We start from the raw sequence: 20,730 nt of genomic DNA, 5'->3' as shown, positions 1-20,730 counted from the left end.
TACTTACTCGTAAAAATATTATATCTGTATTTAAATTAATAATTGGTGTTCCATTGCATAGACTGCTGCTTGTGTTCTGTCTGATACTTTTAATTTATTTAGTATATGACTGACATGTGTTTTGATTGTCTTTTCAGATACAAATAGTGTTTCTGCAATTTCTTTATTGGTTTTACCTTTCACCAATTCTGCTAATACTTCAAGTTCTCTTTTTGATAATTTATTTTCTCTATGTGGTTTCCGTTCACTTTCAGAAATAACAGACTGTACTTTTGGATGAATTTTCTTCTCACCATTTAATACAGATCTAATTGTTTGTATAAGTGAATCAGGTTCTACATCTTTAATTTCATAACCATCTGCACCTTTATCAATAGCTGATATGACATGTTCTTCATCATAAAAGCTTGTTAAGACTAATATCTTAATGTTTGGGTATTTCTTTTTCATGATACTTGTGATTTCAATGCCATTCATATCGGGCATAACTAAATCTAACAGAACAATATCTGGTGATTCATGTTGTTCTAAGTACTCTAGCAATAACACGCCACTTGAGAAATCAGCTTGTATATTGAAATCTGGAACAGTATCTAGTAAGAAACTTAATCCTTGTCGCACAATATGATGGTCATCTACTAAGATTATATTATAACTCATGTGTGATACTCCTAACATTTAAAGTGGAATAGAAATCACAATTTCTGTTCCTTCATTCAATTTTGATTTAATATCTACATGTCCCTTCATTCCTTGAACACGTTGCTTAATATTTCTCAAACCGTGAGATAGCTTGTTGTCTAAATCTTGACTTTCAAATCCTTTACCGTTATCTACAACTTTAAATTTAAACGTTTTTTTATTTTGTTCTAGATATATTTTCGCACTATTTACACCTGAGTGTTTATGAATATTATTTAATGATTCTTGAATAATGCGATAAACATTCTCTTCAATTGTATTCGGCAAATCAATAAGTCCTTCAACTTCAAATTCAGGTTCAATATGAATTAACTGACTATATTGTTTAATAGCTGATATTAAACCTTGTTCTAATCCTATCGGTTTAAGTTGCCATATTAGTGCTCTCATTTCATTGACAGCACTTTGACTCGTCTCTTCAATTGTTTGAAAAGCTTTCTTAGCCGCTTCATGATCATCAAGACTTTTCGCAGCATGAGCAGTGATTTTTAAAGAAAATAGCATTTGATTAACAGAATCATGTAAATCTCTCGCTAACCTATTTCTTTCATTTATACGAGCTGCTTCTTTTTCTTGATCGGTTAATAATATCCGTTTAATAGCAGAACCGATTTGAAATGCTACAGACTCTAACAATTCTAAATCTTCTTCTGAATATCGTTTCGTATTTGGTGTCGCAATATTAAGCAGTCCAAATTGTTCATTACCAGAACGCAGTGGCACAGTTGCATGATGTGTAATCCCATCCGTCTTATCATGATGTTCTTTAGTTGCTTTTACAATTCTCGAACATGTAATAATATTTGAAGCTTTCGTTAGTTTTTTATTTTGATATGCTGTTACACACCAACACGTACCTTCTGTCATGTATTGGCAGCTATTATGTGTTAAAGCGGGCGGTAACGCTTCTTCAGCAACAAGTTCATGTTTACCTTCTTCATCAATAAAAAATATCCAACCTGTATGAAAGTTACTACCACTCACTAATTTTTTAAGTGCGCCATGCATCATACTATACATTTCAGTCTCTTCATTTAAAAATTCTGCAATTTCTTTTAAAAGGCTTGTACGCGTTGGTTTTTCCATATCAATCACCTTTATTATTATTGATTATACGTAATATTATATACGTCATGTCGTCTATCTCTAAGATGTCTAACAGTTCCGTTTTCTCTACCTCTTCTTAATACTTCTAAATCAATTTCACCGATAGCAACCATTTCTAAATTCTCACCTGTTTCACTCACGATACCATCACGAGCAAAACCATAGTCTGAAGGAGAATATATCGCTGAAGCACTATATTGAATATCCATATTCTCAGTTTGTGGCAAGTTACCGCATGTACCTGAAGTCACTGTATAAACTTGGTTTTCTATAGCGCGTGCCATACAACAATATTTTACACGTAAATAACTTTGTCTATCTTCTGTTGAGAATGGTGTAAATATAATTTTTGCACCTTTTTCCATTGCGATTCTAGCCATTTCAGGGAATTCACTATCGTAACAAATTTGAATCGCTATTTTACCACAATCAGTATCGAATACTTCAACGCCATTACCAGGTGATACACCCCACCATTTTCTTTCATTTGGTGTTACATGGATTTTATATTGTTTTTCGATAGATCCATCTCGTCTAAATAAATATGAAATATTATAAATATCTTCCCCTTCTTCAACGAAATGAGAACCACCAATAATGTTGATATTATATTTCATCGCAAACTGATTGAACATCTCAATATATTGAGATGTATAAGTAGTTAATTTTCTAATAGATTCTGCCGGATTACTTTGTTCATCAAAGCTCATTAATTGTGTCGTTAACAATTCTGGAAAGACGATAAAATCACTATCCGCATCGTATGCAACATCAATAAAGTATTCAATTTGGTTTGCAAACTCTTCAAATGAATTAATTTTACGCATCATATAATTAACTGTGCATATTCTCACAGGTTCACTCGTTTTAAAATGAACATTACTTCTTGCTATGTAATCAGGATTATTCCATTCCATCAAAGTAGCAAATTTCATACTTTTTACATCATCATTTAAATAATTGGGATTAATACGCATTAACGTAAAATCATTCATCAATTGAAATGTTAATACTGGATCTTTAATACGATGTTTAATGACACCTTGTACATATTCACGTGGCGTTAATTCATCACTATATTGATGATAGTTAGGAATTCTACCGCCTATAATGATACTCTTTAAGTTTAATTCATAGGCAATTTCTCTACGCGCTTCATACAATCTTGCGCCTACTTTCATCCCTCTATAATCAGGATGAACCATGACTTCAATACCATATAAATTATGACCGTGATCATTATGGTTTGTAATATAACCATTATTCGTAATACTATCCCAAGTATGTCTGTCATCATATTCATCAAAATTGATGATAAGTGAAGAACATGAACCTATTATTTCACCTTCAAATTCTACAACAATTTGTCCTCTCGGAAACATTCTTAAATGACTTTCAAGGTGTCCTCTCTCCCACGGTTCCATCCCTGGAAAACATTTAGACTGTAATTCAATAACTTCATCAATATCATCAAAAGTCATCTGTCTAGTATTAATACTTACGTTAAATTCATTATTATCGATTGATTTTGACATGAAACATACTCCTCATCTCTTTTTCTTGTTATAATAATTATAACTTATTTTTTGTTATAATATAATTTTTCCCGATTTTGAGAGAAATATTCCTGGAGGGCGCTATGCTAATTACAATACCATCAAAATTTGAAGGTCAAACAATCGAAGAGATGTTTAAATCTTTACATCTACCAAAGAAAGAACTTCACCTTTTAAGAATGTCAAAAGAACTTACGATAAATGACGAAGTGTGTACATTAAGAAATACTGTAAATGCTGGAGATAAACTCAATATCCCATTATTTGACGAATCAAGCCAATATGTTTCTAGTTACCGATTAGCTGAAATTAAATACGAAGATGAATACTTAGCTATTGTTGTTAAACCTAAAGGTGTTAAAACACATCCAAATGATTTAAAAGAAGCAAACACACTTATGAATCACGTGATCTATACGTTAGATTCAGATTATGCTGAGCCTGTCCATAGACTTGACCAAGAAACTGTTGGTTTATTATTAGTCGCAAAACACCCTATCGCTAAAAAAATATTAGATCGTATGTTAGAAGATAGAGAAATTACAAGAACATATAAAGCGCAAGTTGATAGTCTATTACCACTTAAACCACAAACAATTGATATGCCAATTGGTAAAGACAAGTTCCATCCAAACAAAAGACGTGTATCACCAACAGGTCAACGTGCGATCACACATATACTTGAAAGTCATATGATTGATGAACATACAGCAGAAGTAGAATTAAAATTAGATACTGGTAGAACACACCAAATCCGTGTCCATCTTGCAGAAATAGGACATCCAGTTGTCGGTGATCCACTTTACAACAACAGTAAACTTAGAAAATTAAAATTACACAGCTACAAAATAGAATTCGAACATCCATTTAAAGATGAATTGATTTCAGTTACATTAGACGATTAAATAACGCGAAAAGCCAACAAAGCTTTAACTTTGTTGGCTTTTTCTATTTATCTCTTTAATCTTTGTTTAAATTTATTAATAAAGTTACTTCTTTTACCCGTTACAGGTCTCCCTATATTTAAGTGAGACTTTCTCATTTCTTTCCCTGCTAACATAGCCTCATCCATTAACATTTCTTGTGAGTTCATATGTTTATTCCCTGCATCATTGTATTGGTATAAACCTTCATTATTTTGAATACGGCCTTTTAGTCCATCATTGAGTTGTAAATCAACAATACCTTTTAAACGTTTAACTAAATTAGGATCTAATACTGGGAATAATATTTCAACACGTTTAATCATATTTCTTGTCATCATATCAGCTGAAGAAAGATACATTTTTTCTTGTCCATTATGGTAGAAATAATAGATTCTTGAGTGTTCTAAAAATCTACCTACAATACTGATGACTTCGATATTTTCACTTACACCTTTAATACCTGGTTTTAGACAACAAATACCTCGAATTATCAGTTTAATTTTGACGCCACACTGTGATGCTTCAAATAATTTTTTAATTACTTTTTTATCTGTTAACGAATTCATTTTAGCTATAATGAGACCATTACCATGTTCTTTATGAGATTCCATTTCTTGTTCGATATGTTCAACAAAGAAATCTCGTATTTCAAATGGTGCGACGATTAACTCATTATAATCAGGCTTTAATGAATAACCACTTAAATAATTAAAGAAGTTAATCGCATCTTGTCCTATTTGAGGGTTTGTCGTAATAATTCCCATATCTGTATATATTTTAGCTGTCTTATCATTGTAATTCCCTGTTCCTAGATGCACAAAAGGTGTCACTTTTCCTTTAACTTTCTTAATAACTAGCGTAATTTTACTATGTGTTTTAAGGAATGTCATACCATAAATAACATTACAACCTGCATCCTCCAGCATTCTTGCCCACTGAACATTGTTTTCTTCATCAAATCGAGCTTTCAATTCAACAAGAACTGTAACTTGTTTACCATTTTCAGCTGCATTTTTTAAAGCTTGAATGATTGGTGAATCACTACTTACACGGTAAAGTGTTTGCTTGATAGCAAGTGTATCTGGATCTTCTGAAGCTTCTTTTATAAATTCAACAATCGGCTCAAAAGATTCATATGGATGATGGAAAAATACATCTCTTTCCAATGCTAATTCAAAAACATTATTTTTACTTAATGAGGAAGGTATTTGTGGTGTATAAGGTTTAAATAGTAGTTCTGGGAATAAATCTTCTAATTGTCCTACAAGAGAGAATAACACTGTTAAATCTAGTGGACCATTAACTCTGTATATATCTTCGTTTGATAACTCAAGTTCATTCATTAAGAAAATACTCTTCACTTCTGAATCTATATGTCTACTATCAATTTCAAGTCGTACTGCTGCACCACTTTTTCTTTCTTTTAAAAATCGTTCTATTTCTATTAATAAATCTTCTGCACCTTCTTCATGAATTGTTAAATCTGCATTTCTTGTCACTCTGAATGTGTACGTATTAATCACTTCATATCCATTAAATAATTGTTCTATAAATAATGAAATGACATCTTCAAGAAATACAATATATTTAACGCCTTCATGTTCTAACTTAATAATTCTATCTAATAATGTTGGAACAGGAACGATTGCCGATTTAATTTCGCCATCATTTAGCCTAATATCTACAAATAAATTCAACATTTTATTATTTAATTTTGGAAACGGCCTGTATGCATCTATTCCTAATGGTGAAAGTGTTGGTAATATTTCAGTGTTAAATTGATGTTGAAGCTGCTCAATCAAAGGTTCTGGCAATCTTTCTGGTTGTGTAATAAATATTTTATAGCTCTTTAACAATTCTTTTAATTCATTAAATCGCTTATATTGAAGCTCGACGTTCACTCTATTTTTCTTTTCAATGCCGATAAGTTGTTCTTTAGGTGTCAATTGCGCTTTATTCTCTGGTTCATTAAAATTCATCTTAACTTGGTCTTTCAACCCCGCTACTCTAACCATAAAAAATTCATCTAAATTAGAACTATGAATTGCTAAAAATTTCAACTGTTCTAATAAAGGATTGTTAGGATCAATTGCTTCTTCAAGAACACGATAATTAAAGTCTAGCCAACTTAATTCTCGGTTGTTGTAATATTCTGGATTGTCTAAATAAAATTGTTCCGCTTGTGCTTCCATAATTATCTCACCCTTTACAAATTTCCAATCAAGATTATAAAATCACACTACTTCATTTAAACGTAAGTTTATTAATCTTGTGTAAATATAATATTAAGTTTTTTCGGTAGTAACTTTTCTAAATGTTTTTTCTGTCTATCTGACTGATATTCTTCAGCGATTGGGTCTGTAACATATTTGGCTTTTAATTCAAATTCATTTTTCTTTTCAATTAATGCCATTGATTCAATGCAATCCGTATTAGAAACATTTAAAGCATGCGCAAACTTAATGATGCCGCCAAGCTTTTGAATAATTTCCATTTCTTCATCATCAAACCAAGGCGTTCCCTTTATATAGAACTTTAATAATGTCTTGTTTTTAAAGCTTGCCAGAAGTGCTAATTTAACCCTTTCTTTATGCGATAAACCATTAATACTTGAATTGGCTATAATATAATACGTATGTTGTGAACTAGAATCTGCATCAATAAATGAACCTAAATAATATAAATATGCAGCTTCTTTAAATATTTCTCTATCTTCTTTTGAAATTTTGAAGCTAGTGATATCTTCTAATTTGTTTAACAAATCTTCAGCTAATTTCATGCGCTGTTTACCATTTGAAGCATTGATATTATATTCATTTGCTATATGTTTTAATGCATCACTTGTAACATTATTTTTATTAAATGCCTTTGGAAATTCTTCTTTAACTCTTGTCATCACTAAACCTTCACGTAGACCTTTTCTTGAGAACGTAAAACGTTTTGCATCTGCGATATCATATAATGTATTAAAGACAATAGAACTAGGTAAAATGATATCTGTACGGTCTCTACTTAAACCATCTAAATCTTTTAATTCACTTTTATCAGATTTTTTCAAGACATCAAACACTTCTTCAAGTCCTTTTTTAGTCATGTCATACCCATGTACACCTGCAATTGGATAATTATTTAATGACTGATGTATACGCGCATTATTTCGGGCAGATCCACCAATTCCTATAATAGGAACGTTTTTATCTTTTATCCATTTTTCAGACTCAAACTGTTCTTTAACATACTTCTCACATTTTTTTATCGCATTTTTATCATTGTGATCTTTATCAGAGAAAAACATTTTCTCTAAAGTTACAACACCAAAAGGAAAACTTATGGCCTCTTTTAACTTTTTATCTTCAAAATAAGTTATTTCTGTTGAACCACCACCTATATCAACTGTAATACCGTTATTTATATTTAAAGTATGTGTTGCTGCATAAAATCCGTAAAACGCCTCATCTTGTTCTGGAATAATTTCAATATCGAGATTCGTTTTGTCTTTTACACTTTTTATAATTTCATCTATATTTTTAGATTGTCTTACTGCTGCTGTAGCTGCAGGGACAAGTTCTTCCACTTGAAATTTTTCGGCAACTTTTTTAAAACTATTTAATGTTTCTACTAAAATATTGATTCCATCTTTGTTCATTGTTTTATCTTCTTCTAAATATTGACTCAAACGGGCTGGTGTTTTAACGTTTTGTAGTTCATTTAAACCTGTATCTTTAGAGTATTCAAAAATAACAAGTCTTATAGTATTGGAACCTATATCTATTAATCCTAATCTCTTCATAAATTGCCTCCAAAGTTATATTTTGATACAGAAAAAGGTGCCTATAGCACCTTTTTTCTGTTCTTTATATTTGTGTCTTAAAGCTGCTATTATTTTTTAGAGCTTATCATATCTTCTGGTTTAATCCACTCATCGAATTGTTCTTCTGTTAGAAGCCCTGATTCAATTGCAGATTCTTTTAATGTTAATCCATTTTTGTGAGCATTTTTCGCAATTGCTGCTGCATTTTCATATCCAATATGTGGATTTAAAGCAGTAACAAGCATCAATGATTGATTTAAATATTTATCGATATTTTCTTCAATCGGTTCAATTCCAACTGCACAATTGTTATTAAATGTTTCAATACCATCAGTTAATAAATAAATAGATTGTAATGTATTGTATAAAATAACTGGTTTAAATACATTTAATTCAAAGTTACCTTGTGATGCTGCTATACCTACTGCTGCATCATTTCCTAATACTTGAACAGCAACCATTGTTAACATTTCACATTGAGTTGGGTTTACTTTACCTGGCATGATTGATGAACCTGGTTCATTCTCTGGAATTGAGATTTCAGCTAATCCAGCTCTTGGGCCAGAAGCTAACCATCTTACGTCATTTGCAATTTTCATTAAGTCACTTGCTAATGCTTTAAGTGCGCCATGAACATAAACAACTTCATCATGAGCAGTTAATGCATGGAATTTATTTTCAGATGATACAAATGGATAACCTAATTGTTCGCTAATCTGTTTAGCCACTTTATCGCCGAATTCTGGATGTGCATTGATACCAGTACCAACTGCTGTACCACCAATTGCTAAGTTTAATAATTGACCTTTAGATTCATTTAATAATGATTCACATTTATCTAACATATATCTCCAACCACTAACTTCTTGACCTAAAGTTAAAGGTGTTGCATCTTGTAAATGTGTTCTACCAATTTTAATAATATCTTTGAAATTTTCTTCTTTTTTCTTAAATGTATCTCTTAACGTACCAATTGCTGGTAATAATTTAGATTCAATTTCATGGTATAAAGCAACATGCATTGCAGTTGGATATGTATCATTTGAACTTTGAGACATATTAACATGATCATTTGGATGAACGGACTCTTCTGAACCTTTTTCTTTCAAGTATTCATTGGCAACGTAGCTCACAACTTCGTTCACGTTCATATTACTTTGTGTACCACTACCTGTTTGCCAAACTACTAGAGGAAAATGTTCATCTAAGTTTCCTTTTAAAATTTCATCAGTAGCATATACAATGGCATCTTTCTTATCATCAGATAATTTACCAAGTTCATGATTTGAAATCGCTGCTGCTCTTTTTAAATGTGCAAATCCATAAATCACTTCAATTGGCATTTGTTCTTTACCTACTGGGAAATTCTGTTTACTTCTTTGTGTTTGTGCTTTCCAATATTTCTCACTTGGAACTTTAATTTCACCAAATGTATCATGTTCAATTCTGTAACTCATTTCAATACTCCCCTTTATTTCTTGAATTCATCATTCTTTATTCATCTCTATTATATCGTATAAAGAAAGCGATTTAAACTCTCAGTTGTCAGATAATTTAAATTAACGAAAAAAAGAGACTGAGACATTACATTATGTCCCAGACTCGTTTTTTAAGACTCTTGTTCAGATTTCTTTTCTTCAAAAGCTTCATCATTTTGTTCTGATATTTGTTCCATTTCTTTACCTAGTTCTTTAACATCTTCTAGGTCTTGAACCATTTCATTTTCTTCTTCTAGATTTTTATTCAAATTTCTCACCTTCTTATGAAAATTGAATTGAGAAGTAAGATCTAACGTCTTCAGGTAAGCCTTGTGCCGCTTCATTATCTAATACAACTGTTACCATTCTATGTTGTTTTAATTTAGCGGATTCAACAGAACCATTTGCAGGTTCTTGATATAACTGACTTACTGCTTTAGCTTTTTCTTTACCAGTGACAAGTACGATAACTTCTCTTGCTGGGTGAATTGCTTGATTATAGTCTAATCCAGTTCTACTATCTTCAGTTAAAGTGACAACATCTAACATCAATTTGTTTTTCTTTTTGTCAGTATTCACTTTTTCTTTAATAAATGCTTCAACATCACTACCGACATCAGTTTTTAATACTTGTTTAGCTGGGACACCTAATTCTGTGTAATAATCTTCTTTACCGTCAAAATCTAAAATATGAATTTGACTGAAGTTCACAGGATTTTTCTTAACATCATCTAATAGTTCATCGAAAAATGATGTTTGCTCAGCTTCTAAATGTACACCGACAACTGAAGTGCTGTCTGAATTAAATTGTTTGCGAACTACATCTGCAGCATATCGTGCAGCAATATCTTTTGTTTCAAATACTTTAAAGTTTAAAGCCATTTTGTCCACTCCTCATTTCAACTTGTCTATTTACAAAAATCATAACCTTTAGTCATTATTTATAATATACCCTTTTTTAATAGTAGTTAAAACATTTAATTCTGAATCAGCTATAACAAGATCTGCTTGTTTTCCAACTTTGATTGAGCCAATTCTATCATCAACTTTCAATCGAATAGCTTGATTTAAACTTGCTGTACGCCATGCTTCTTCAAGTGGTATATTTGCAAAGTCCATTAAATTTTTTAAGCCTTTGTTCATAAGTAATATACTTCCTGCAAGTGAACCTGTTTCTAATCTTGCTTCGTTATTTTTAACAAATACATCTTGACCTCCAAGATCGTATTTACCATCTTTCATACCTTTTGCACGCATTGCATCTGTAATAATGCAGAAATTCTCATTTCCTTTAGTAAGATACGCTAATTTTACTGCAGCAGGATGAGAATGAATACCATCAACAATGACTTCTGTTGTTAATCTTTCATCTGTCAGAGCGGCACCAAATACGCCTGGTTCTCTATGTGTAAATGTCGTTTGGGCATTATATAAGTGTGTAATATGCTTAAGACCATTTTGAACTGCTTTTTCAATGCCATCGTAATCAGATACGGTATGTCCTGCTGAAAAAATAACATCTTGATGAAGTGCTTTAATAACTTCTTCTGCACCTTCAACTTCTGGCGCAATTGTCACTACTTTAATCGCGCCATTTGCTTTTTCTTGAAAATCTTTGAATTTTTGCACTGTAGGTCTTGCAACAAATGCAGGATTTTGAGCACCAACTTTATGTTCAGAAATAAATGGACCTTCTAAATGTACACCGAGTATTTCAGCACGTTTATCATCTATCTGTTTATAGTTTGCAACATTTTCTAATGCAGCATTGATGGCTACAGTTGATTGCGTCATCGTAGTGGCTAAAAAGCTAGTCGTACCTTCAGATAATAATTTCTCAGACAATAAATTCAATGTTTCTGGTGTTGCATCCATTGCATCTTGGCCATAACCGCCATGAATATGTATATCAATAAATCCTGGAAGTACGTGTTGACCATTCGCATCAATCGTATGTAATGTACCTGTATATTCCCCTTCTTGAATATCGTGAATACACCCATTACGCACTTCGATATAGCCATGATCAATTTTATATGTTTCAGTATAAATTTGTGCATTTTTCAAAATATAATTATCCATATCAATGTCTCCTTAAAAATGTATTTAATTATTGCCTTAATTCGTATATAATAAAGATAACATAACATTACGAGGGGGCTAATTAAATGAATACGCTATTAATCTGTATGGTTGGTGTAGCATTTATTACTGCGATGTTAACTGCTGGTCGCGATTCTAAAGACTACGGTCTTAAGGAAGAAGATTTAAACAAAGAACTTGAATCTTTAAAATCAAATAATAATTAATAACTGAGACCATATGGCCTCAGTTTTTTTATTTCTATGATAAATTAGGATAGTTTTGTTGTCTTAACGCTTCATAAATTAATATTGCAGCAGTATTAGATAAATTTAAAGATCTTACATTATCATTCATTGGAATTCTTAATGCTGTATCTTTATATTTTTCTTTAACCCAATCAGGAAGTCCTGTTGTTTCTCTACCAAATATAAAGTAATGATTTTCTTCAACATTACTGTAATCAAACTGAGTATGTGGTTGAGTACCAAACTTAGTTAGTAAGTAATAGTTGCCACCTTCAGTCTTTTCGAAAAATTCTTCAATACTATCATAATAAACAATATTTACAAATTTCCAGTAATCTAGACCAGCTCTTCTTAACATTTTATCATCAGTACTAAAACCTAATGGTCTAATTAAATGTAAAGTTGTATCTGTTGCTGCACAACTACGTGCAATATTCCCAGTATTCGCTGGAATTTCTGGTTGATATAAAACTACATGATTTGTCATAATTTATTTTCTCCTAATCTCTAATCCTTTTATCATTTCTTCTTGGACTTCTTCTATTTCACGTTCATAGTGTGACATAATGAATGGTCTTGCCTCTTCACCTTGTATTTGACCGATAGCCCAAAACGCAGTACCTCTTATCATTGGTCGCGGATCTGTTAACGCAACATCTTTTAAATCAGGTATTGCACTTTCTTCATTAAAGTGAGCAAGTGCGACAATCGCATTTCGTTGAATCGGCTTTTTACCTCTCCATGCACCAGCTAAATGTCCATAAGTATTTTTAAATTCTTTATTAGACATTTTGAGTAGTGGTACAAGTCTAGGTTTTAGTACCTCAGGTTCTAATATAATGTCGTCATGTTCAGTATTAATCCCTCTATTTCGTGGACATACTTGTTGGCATGTGTCACATCCATAAAGACGATTTCCTATTTTATAGCGGTATTCATCTTTTAAATAACCTTTTGTTTGTGTTAAAAAGCTGATACATTTTTGACTATTTAATTGACCATTACCTACTAAGGCACCTGTCGGACATCTATCAACACAAATGTTACAATCACCACAACTATCTATAACTGGATCATCAGGTTTAAATGGTATACTGACTAACATTTCACCAAGATAACTCCAAGTACCTAGTTCTTCATTAATAATAAATCCATTTTTACCTGCAAATCCTAACCCAGCTCTTTCAGCTACTGAACGGTCAGACAAGACACCTGTATCGACCATTGATTTAATTTCTACATCAGGCACTTTTTCTTTTAGGAATAAACTGAGTTTATCAAGGCGATTTCTCATAATAGTATGATAATCTTGGCCCCATGAAGCACGCGCAAACATACCTCTTCTATCTCCTCTAACACTTTTAGGAGCACCCTTTAATTTATTCGGATACCCTACAGCAATTGCTATAATTGAGCGAGCAGATGGTAATGATAATTTAGGGACTGTTCTTAATTCAATATCACTTTCTTCAAACCCAGAAGCATATCCTTTAGAATGATAATCTTCTAACTTTTTCTTTAATTCATCAAAAGGATCAGCAGTTGTAAATCCAATACTATCAATACCAATAGAATGTGCATAATCTATCACTTCTTGCTTCAATTGATCTAAATTCAAATTTATTCACCTCACTATCAAACATGCTAATACATTTTAACACATTTAATAAATAAATTTACGGTATTCGTATTAATTCAATTAAATAAGTATATAAAAATTGCTTTCATAAACTATATGGTAAATGGTTTGGCAAGACAGTATTTAGCTTGTTTGAGGTGGGGGCTGTTATGAACACTTTTGGCTAAACTTGTTCATAACGGGGTTCTTGTGAACACTTTCGCCCAAACTTGTTCATAACGAGGGTGTTAGTTACAAAACTTGGCCGAACTGTTACTATGGTATGCCTTAGTTACAAAACTCGGCCGATGTGTTACTATGGTATGCCTTAGTTACAAAACTCGGCCGAAGTGTTACCATGGATAGCTATAATTACAAAAGTCAGCTGAAGTGTTACTATGGTATGCCTTAGTTACAAAACTCGGCCGAACTGTTACTATGGACGGCCATAATTACAAAACTCGGCCGATGTGTTACTATGGGTCGCTATAATTACAAAAGTCAGCTGAAGTGTTACTATGGACGGCCATAATTACAAAACTCGGCCGAAGTGTTACCATGGATAGCTATAATTACAAAAGTCAGCTGAAGTGTTACTATGGACGGCCATAATTACAAAACTCGGCCGATGTGTTACCATGGATAGCCATAATTACAAAAGTCCTGAGAAATGTAAACAAGACACTCGTTATTTGCACTTCTAACCCAATCTGCTAATAACGACACCAGTATTTGCACTTCCATCCAAATCTGCTAATAAGCGAACAAAAAATCCGACAGTGCTCAAAAACGCTGTCGGATTTTTTAATTTATAATGTAATTGTTGTACCTATTTTATTTGAATGAGAACTTTTTAATAATGCATGGTCTGATGATCCTGAAATAATCTTGACGCTTTTACAGCCTTCTTTTATTGCAGAAATTGCGCCAGTAACTTTAGGGATCATACCTCCATATATTTCAGTTGTTTCTATATAATTATGAATATCATTTATACTTAAATGACTTTGTACTTCATCTTTAATCAGTACACCAGGAATATCACTTATTAAGAATAAGTCGCCTTCCATTTCACTCGCTATTTTATATGCAAGGCTATCTGCATTAATATTATATCTTTGACCAGTATTTCTATCGATACCGATTGGTGCGATAACTGGAATACTGTTCGAACATATATTAGCCAGTGTTTCTTTATTAACGGATGTACATTCTGCTACAAATCCATATTTAGAATCTAAAGGTTTAATGTCAAATAAATTCATATCAATGCCATTTATTCCTAATGCTAATGAGTCGTGTTGATTAATTTGATACACAACTTGTGGATTGACTTCACCTATCAATGTACTTGAAGTTTGTAGTAACACTTCTTCATCAGTAACACGTAATCCATCTACAAATTTACTTTCAATACCAATTTTAGTTAGTTGTTTATTAATAAACGGGCCACCACCATGGACGATAATTGGCATATAATTTTGACTTTTTAAAGTAAGTATATCTTCTATTATCGTTTGACTTAAGTTGCTTAAAACACTTCCACCAATTTTAATGACTGCATACTTCACTTAATGACCTCCTATTAAGTTCTATATAATGCATTAATTTTTACGTAATCATAACTCAAATCGCATCCGAAAGCGGTAGATGAATGATGAGAATTTCCAATTTTTGCTTCTATTTCAATTGTGTCTTGCTCCATTTTAGCTTTTAAATCTAACTCATCAAATGTTACATTCATACCTTTACTGACTAATAAATGTCCACAAAGCCAAACGTCTACTTCGTTAGTATCTACAGTATGATCAGCATAACCGATTGAAGTTACGATTCTTCCAAAGTTTGGATCAGCACCGTGTATTGCTGTTTTCACTAAGCTTGAACCAACAATTGTTTTAGCAATTGCACTATTTTGAGCTTTAGTCTTAGCACCTTTGACATTAACTTTGATTAGCTTCGTCGCACCTTCACCATCTCTTGCAATACTCTGAGCTAAATATTGACTCACATATTGGACAGCTTGAGCGAACTTCTCCCATTCTGGATGTGATTTAGTTAATGTATGTTGGCCACTTTCACCGTTAGCTAAAAGTATAACCATATCATTTGTACTTGTATCACCATCAACTGTAATCATATTAAACGTTTCATCAACAGATTCTTTTAATAAGTCATTCAAATCATCAGAGTCAACATTTGCATCTGTAGTCATAAAGCCAAGCATTGTAGCCATATTTGGATGAATCATGCCTGACCCTTTACATGAACCGCCAATCGTAATAACTTCCTCATCAATTTTAATTTGTACTGCTATATGTTTAGTCTCTTTATCAGTTGTTAAAATAGCTTCATTAAAATCAGAAGAATGTGCATTATTGAGAATATCAATATTATTCACACCATATTCAATTTTTTGCATAGGTAAAAATTCACCAATCAAGCCTGTAGATGCAATTGCGATTTGATGTTCAGGTAGTTGTAGTTTAGATGAAATCCATTTCTGAGTTTGCTTTGCATCATCCAAACCTCTTTGACCTGTACAAGCATTTGCGATGGCAGAATTAATAACAATTGCCGAAAGTTTGTGTTCAACATTAATACTTTCTTCAGTGACTTTTAATGGGGCTGCTTTAAAAGCATTTTGTGTATATACCGCTGCACAATTAGCTGGAACTGATGAATATAACCAACCAAAGTCTTTCTTTTCTCTACGTAAACCAACATGCATGCCGCCAGCAATGTATCCTTTAGGTGATGCGACATCACCTTCTTCTATAATGATCATTTCAGAGTCAATTAATTCTTCAGTCTTATCTAACATCAAATTCCTCCTATTCTATGGGTATATTGGTAATAAATTTAATCCTTCATCTTCATTAAATCCAAATAATCTATTCATGTTCTGAATTGCTTGACCACTTGCACCTTTAACGAGATTATCTATAACTGCAACGATAATAGCTTTTTGTCTGTCTTCATCAACATAAATACCTATATCGCAGTAATTACTGCCTAGAACTTCTTTTGTTGTAGGGAATTCGCCAAGGTCTCTTACACGAACAAATGGTTTGTCATCATATTTCTGTTTATATATTTGATGTAATGCTTCTTCACTTGTTTGATCTTTTAAATCTACATAAATAGTTGCCAATATACCTCTTGTCATAGGAACGAGATGAGGTGTGAATGTCACTTTTATGTCTGATTTCGAGACTTGTGATAAATACTGTTCAATTTCTGGTGTATGCTTATGGGATCCTAATTTATAAGCTGAAAAGTTTTCATTTGCTTCGCCAAAATGAACATTTTGACTTAATGTTCTACCAGCACCTGAAACACCAGTTTTAGCGTCTATTATAATCGTGTCTTTATTAATTAAGTCACTTTCTAAAAGAGGGTGTAAAGATAAGAGTATTGCCGTTGGGAAACAACCCGGGTTTGCAATAATTTGTGTCGATGATCCATCCACATTTGACCACTCAGGCAAGCTATACATCGCTTCATCCAATACACTCTGAGGAGCTGGCTTTTCTCCGTAATATTTTTCATAAATTGTGGGGTCTTTTAACCTAAAGTCTCCAGATAAATCGATTACTTTAATACCACGTTCTATTAATTTAGGAATAAAATTCTTGCTCACATTTGAGGGGGTCGCAAAAAATATTAAATCACATTGCACTGTTTCTACATCTAAACTTGTGAATTGTTCAATAATATTATTTTGTAAATGTGGATATGTTTCCTTAATATCTTGACCAGATTTCGAGTGTGAGAATACATATTTGATGTTCACTTCTTTATGCTGATTTAATAATCTCATCAATTCGATTGCACCGTATCCACTTCCACCGACTATACCTATATCTAACACGAAAACACCTCTTCTATTTTTAGTATTATAATACTTTAGATAAAAATTGTTTCGTTCTTTCGTTTTGAGGATTATCAAATATTTGTTCAGGTGTACCTTCTTCTTGAACAATACCTTCATCCATAAAAATCACATGGTCGCTGACATTTTTAGCAAATCCCATTTCATGTGTTACAACGACCATTGTCATACCTTCTTTGGCTAAATCTTTCATAACACTTAATACCTCACCAACAACTTCGGGGTCTAATGCTGATGTTGGTTCATCAAATAAAATAACTGCTGGGTTCATCGCTAACGCACGAGCAATCGCTACACGTTGCTTTTGTCCACCTGATAATTTAGAAGGATAAACATCTGCTTTATCTTCTAGACCAACTTTTTGAAGTAATTGTTTAGCTTGATCTTCTAATTCGGATTTTTGTCCTTTTTTCAAAGTTAAAGGTGTTAGTGTAATATTTTCGATTACTTTTTTATGTGGAAAAAGATTAAAACCTTGGAAAACCATGCCCATTTTTTGTCTTAATTGATCCAACTTTGCACCTTTAGTATTTGTTAAATCATTATTTTCAAATACAATCTGTCCAGAGGAAGGTTCTTCTAATAAATTCAAACATCTAAGAAGCGTACTTTTACCACTACCAGATGGGCCGATAATCGCAACAACTTCCCCTTTTTCAATATTTAAATTAATACCTTTTAATACTTCATTTTTACCAAATGATTTGTGTAAACCGTTAACTTTAATCACTTACACTAAACCTCCTTTCAGCAAAGTACATCACTCTAGATAACGTAAACGTTAAGATAAAGTACAATACTGCTGCTACTAATAATGGTGTAAATGGATCAAATGATGCCCCTTGAACAACTTGAGCATTAAACATCAATTCACTTACGCCGATAACAGAAACTATAGAAGATTCTTTAATAACTGTTACAAATTCATTACCTAATGCAGGTAAAATATTTTTAATGGCTTGTGGCAAGATAACTTTAGTCATTGCTTGCGATTTATTTAATCCTAGTGATCTAGCTGCTTCCATTTGGCCATTATCTACTGCGTTAATACCAGCTCTAATAATTTCTGCAATATAAGCACTACAGTTAATGATGAGTGCGATAATACCACAAATTAATGCTGATAAATCTAATCCAAGTACTGCTGTTGTACCGAAGTAAACTAAAAATACTTGAACAAGTAATGGTGTGCCTCTTATAAATTCAATGTAAACTGAAGCAATCGATTTAAATATTTTACTATTACTTAATTTCATAAGTGCTAAGAAGCAACCAATTAATGCCCCAGCTACTACACCTAAGAATGATAATAAAATCGTATAACCTACACCATGTAAGAAATATGAACCATATTTACTGAAGAAAGAACCATCATCGAACATCGCTTCAGTTGCTTTATCTTGATAGTCTTTAATCAAATTATTGTCACGAACTTCTTTAACACTCTTATTAACTCTCTTCATTAATTCAGGTGAATTTTTCGGTAATGCAATAGCTGTTGTCTTGTCTGCATCTGAAAATGTTACATCTGAATATGTTAAATTAGGATTCTTCTCTAGGTACGCATCAGCAACAGGCCCTTCAATAATCATGCCATCTACTTTTCCAGAATTAAGTGACATAATAACTTCCGGTACTCTCGTTAATGAGCTAACTTGAGATTCTGGCATTTCTGTTTTTGCCAATTCTTCTTGAGTCGTTTGCTTTTGCACACCGACCATTTTACCTTTAAAATCATCAATCGTTTTTAATTTGTCTTTATCTTTTTTCTGTATAATCATTCTCTGATTAACTTCCATATAATCATCAGAAAAATCAACTTGTTTCTTTCTCTCAGGAGTTGGAGCCATACCAGAAATAATCATATCGATTTTTCCAGTTTTTAAAGCACCTAGCAAACTATCAAATTGCATATTCACAATTTTAAGTTTAATGTCATTGTCTTTTGCAATTTTTTTAGCAAGTTCTATATCTATCCCAGCATATTCACGTTCACCATCTTTAGTGTGCTCAAACTCATAAGGTGCATAATCTGCTGATAAGCCTACTCTTAACTCGCCTCGTTCTTTAGCTTTATCCCATTGATCAGTTTCTGCAGCTTGTGACTTTATGGGGGCTAAATAAGGAATTGTAAGTAGTAAACAAATTGTTGCTATAACTACTTTAGTAAATACATTTCTTTTCAAATTCGTTACCTCCTGAATTAATAATATTCATTATTATACGCATTTATGAAATTTTATGCAATAGCTTTTTATAAAAAAAGTATGAACGAACGTTCATTCATACTTTACTTAATTGAACTTCATTTTCACTGTATCCAGTTGTGATAACTTCAAGTGCACTATCTAATGAAATTTCAACCATATTTTGTACTGCTGTATGCGTATAAAATGCAATATGAGGTGAAATTAAAACATCATCACGTGACATCAATTCTTTTAAAGTAGGATCTTCAATTTCTTTGTCTTTATAATCATATGAGAAATATGCAAACTCATTTTCATATACATCTAAAGCGACACTATGTAATTTACCGCTATTTAATGCTTGAATGACATCATTAGTATTCACTGTCGCACCTCTAGCTGTATTCACTAAATATGCACCATTTTTCATATATTTAATCGTCTCTTCATTAATAATATGTGTCGTTTCTTCATTTGCAGGAACATGTAATGTGATTAAATCAGCTTTAGATAGTCCTTCTTGTAAACTTTGTACATATTCAATATCGCGTAACGATTGGTCATATGGGTCATAACCGATAACTTCCGCACCAAATCCTTTAAATAATTGTGCTGACACTTTACCAATTCTACCAACACCAATAACCAGTACCGTCATATTTCTTAGTTCTGTAGCGATTACTGTTTCATCCCAAGTAAAATCTTGACGTTCTACTTTTTTATTTATTTTATTAATGTTTCTTACTAATTCTAATGCTCTACAAACTGCAAATTCCGCTATCGCATTTGGACTGTATGAAGGAATATTTGTTATTTTTAAATCATGTTTAGCAGCTTCAGTTAAATTAAACATATCAAACCCAGCAGCACGACCAGCAATTTGTTTAATACCTACATCTTTAAGTGCTTTATATATTCTGTCATCAAACTTAAATAGCTGTTGAGTACTCACACCATCAAAAGATGATAAAGTATGGACATTATTTAAAGTTAAATCCTCTTCGGTACATTCAATTTCATGACCATTAGATTGCCCCCATTGATATGCATAAGGCTTTTCATCTTCTCTTATATTAAATAATTTAAATTTCATAATATGTTCTTCCTTTCAGTAAAAA

The 20,730-nt window shown here is 32.2% G+C and carries 19 protein-coding genes; 2 read left to right on the top strand and 17 right to left on the bottom strand.

Annotated features, from left to right (window positions below):
* Positions 1-30 precede the first annotated feature (30 nt).
* Genes LQ675_RS05640 through LQ675_RS05630 form a run of 3 tightly spaced genes read right to left on the bottom strand, consistent with a single transcriptional unit; the run spans position 31 to position 3,344 of the window.
* Positions 31-660 (bottom strand): response regulator, encoded by a 630-nt coding sequence (locus LQ675_RS05640; protein WP_037589723.1) that lies wholly within the window; start codon positions 658-660, stop codon positions 31-33.
* An 18-nt stretch (positions 661-678) separates the two neighbouring features.
* Positions 679-1,788 carry a GAF domain-containing sensor histidine kinase gene (locus LQ675_RS05635; RefSeq protein WP_048539844.1) on the bottom strand — a complete coding sequence of 370 codons (1,110 nt, stop codon included), beginning with the start codon at positions 1,786-1,788 and terminating at the stop codon, positions 679-681.
* 17 nt (positions 1,789-1,805) lie between these two features.
* The gene (locus LQ675_RS05630) at positions 1,806-3,344 is read right to left on the bottom strand and encodes a bifunctional GNAT family N-acetyltransferase/carbon-nitrogen hydrolase family protein (protein WP_048539843.1); all 1,539 of its coding nucleotides are present in this window, start codon (positions 3,342-3,344) and stop codon (positions 1,806-1,808) included.
* Positions 3,345-3,448: 104 nt separating this feature from the next.
* Here LQ675_RS05630 and LQ675_RS05625 point away from each other — a divergent pair, with 104 nt between their 5' ends.
* Positions 3,449-4,270: an RluA family pseudouridine synthase gene (locus LQ675_RS05625; protein WP_048539842.1), complete on the top strand. Its 822-nt coding sequence runs from the start codon at positions 3,449-3,451 to the stop codon at positions 4,268-4,270.
* A gap of 47 nt (positions 4,271-4,317) precedes the next feature.
* Here LQ675_RS05625 and LQ675_RS05620 read toward each other — a convergent pair whose 3' ends face one another.
* The 6 genes from LQ675_RS05620 to nagA all read right to left on the bottom strand — a co-directional run bounded on the left by LQ675_RS05620 (position 4,318) and on the right by nagA (position 11,662).
* Positions 4,318-6,483: an RNA degradosome polyphosphate kinase gene (locus LQ675_RS05620; RefSeq protein WP_048539841.1), complete on the bottom strand. Its 2,166-nt coding sequence runs from the start codon at positions 6,481-6,483 to the stop codon at positions 4,318-4,320.
* Positions 6,484-6,554: 71 nt separating this feature from the next.
* Entirely contained in the window at positions 6,555-8,081 is a 1,527-nt protein-coding gene (gene ppx / locus LQ675_RS05615) for an exopolyphosphatase (RefSeq protein ID WP_107602265.1), read from the bottom strand.
* Positions 8,082-8,170: 89 nt separating this feature from the next.
* Positions 8,171-9,559 carry a class II fumarate hydratase gene (fumC, locus tag LQ675_RS05610; protein ID WP_048539839.1) on the bottom strand — a complete coding sequence of 463 codons (1,389 nt, stop codon included), beginning with the start codon at positions 9,557-9,559 and terminating at the stop codon, positions 8,171-8,173.
* Between the two features lie 152 nt (positions 9,560-9,711).
* Positions 9,712-9,924 carry an SAS053 family DNA gyrase inhibitor gene (locus LQ675_RS05605; protein WP_370622769.1) on the bottom strand — a complete coding sequence of 71 codons (213 nt, stop codon included), beginning with the start codon at positions 9,922-9,924 and terminating at the stop codon, positions 9,712-9,714.
* Positions 9,863-10,462: a 6-phosphogluconolactonase gene (locus LQ675_RS05600; protein WP_048539838.1), complete on the bottom strand. Its 600-nt coding sequence runs from the start codon at positions 10,460-10,462 to the stop codon at positions 9,863-9,865. Before LQ675_RS05600 ends, LQ675_RS05605 begins: the two co-directional genes overlap by 62 nt.
* 48 nt (positions 10,463-10,510) lie before the next feature.
* A complete protein-coding gene (gene nagA, locus LQ675_RS05595) occupies positions 10,511-11,662 on the bottom strand; it encodes an N-acetylglucosamine-6-phosphate deacetylase (protein ID WP_239727091.1) in 1,152 nt (383 codons plus the stop codon).
* 86 nt (positions 11,663-11,748) lie between these two features.
* Here nagA and LQ675_RS05590 point away from each other — a divergent pair, with 86 nt between their 5' ends.
* On the top strand, positions 11,749-11,889 hold the full coding sequence (locus LQ675_RS05590) for a hypothetical protein (protein ID WP_162841915.1): 141 nt from the start codon (positions 11,749-11,751) through the stop codon (positions 11,887-11,889).
* Positions 11,890-11,923: 34 nt separating this feature from the next.
* Here the strand turns inward: LQ675_RS05590 and trmL are convergent, their stop codons facing one another.
* From trmL to LQ675_RS05550, 8 genes are all read right to left on the bottom strand, one after another.
* Positions 11,924-12,397: a tRNA (uridine(34)/cytosine(34)/5-carboxymethylaminomethyluridine(34)-2'-O)-methyltransferase TrmL gene (trmL, locus tag LQ675_RS05585; protein WP_025904798.1), complete on the bottom strand. Its 474-nt coding sequence runs from the start codon at positions 12,395-12,397 to the stop codon at positions 11,924-11,926.
* Between the two features lie 3 nt (positions 12,398-12,400).
* Positions 12,401-13,528, bottom strand: a complete 1,128-nt coding sequence (gene queG / locus LQ675_RS05580; RefSeq protein ID WP_048539836.1) for a tRNA epoxyqueuosine(34) reductase QueG — start codon at positions 13,526-13,528, stop codon at positions 12,401-12,403.
* 809 nt (positions 13,529-14,337) lie between these two features.
* Positions 14,338-15,099 (bottom strand): acetylglutamate kinase, encoded by a 762-nt coding sequence (gene argB, locus LQ675_RS05575; protein WP_048539835.1) that lies wholly within the window; start codon positions 15,097-15,099, stop codon positions 14,338-14,340.
* 14 nt (positions 15,100-15,113) lie between these two features.
* Positions 15,114-16,352 (bottom strand): bifunctional glutamate N-acetyltransferase/amino-acid acetyltransferase ArgJ, encoded by a 1,239-nt coding sequence (argJ, locus tag LQ675_RS05570; protein WP_075578062.1) that lies wholly within the window; start codon positions 16,350-16,352, stop codon positions 15,114-15,116.
* Positions 16,353-16,367: 15 nt separating this feature from the next.
* Positions 16,368-17,402 (bottom strand): N-acetyl-gamma-glutamyl-phosphate reductase, encoded by a 1,035-nt coding sequence (argC, locus tag LQ675_RS05565; protein ID WP_048539833.1) that lies wholly within the window; start codon positions 17,400-17,402, stop codon positions 16,368-16,370.
* Positions 17,403-17,427: 25 nt separating this feature from the next.
* Positions 17,428-18,153, bottom strand: a complete 726-nt coding sequence (locus tag LQ675_RS05560) for an amino acid ABC transporter ATP-binding protein (RefSeq protein ID WP_239727070.1) — start codon at positions 18,151-18,153, stop codon at positions 17,428-17,430.
* Positions 18,146-19,609, bottom strand: coding sequence for an ABC transporter substrate-binding protein/permease (locus tag LQ675_RS05555; RefSeq protein WP_037589738.1), 1,464 nt, complete (start codon positions 19,607-19,609; stop codon positions 18,146-18,148). The genes LQ675_RS05560 and LQ675_RS05555 overlap by 8 nt, the downstream gene beginning before the upstream one ends.
* 97 nt (positions 19,610-19,706) lie before the next feature.
* The gene (locus LQ675_RS05550; RefSeq protein ID WP_075578063.1) at positions 19,707-20,705 is read right to left on the bottom strand and encodes a D-2-hydroxyacid dehydrogenase; all 999 of its coding nucleotides are present in this window, start codon (positions 20,703-20,705) and stop codon (positions 19,707-19,709) included.
* Positions 20,706-20,730: the final 25 nt, after the last annotated feature.

Origin of the sequence: Mammaliicoccus sp. D-M19 (genome assembly GCF_022386695.1) — a bacterium.
GTDB lineage: Bacteria > Bacillota > Bacilli > Staphylococcales > Staphylococcaceae > Mammaliicoccus > Mammaliicoccus sciuri.
Note: the sequence above shows the minus strand (reverse complement) of the source record. Positions and strands in the feature narration are given on the sequence as shown.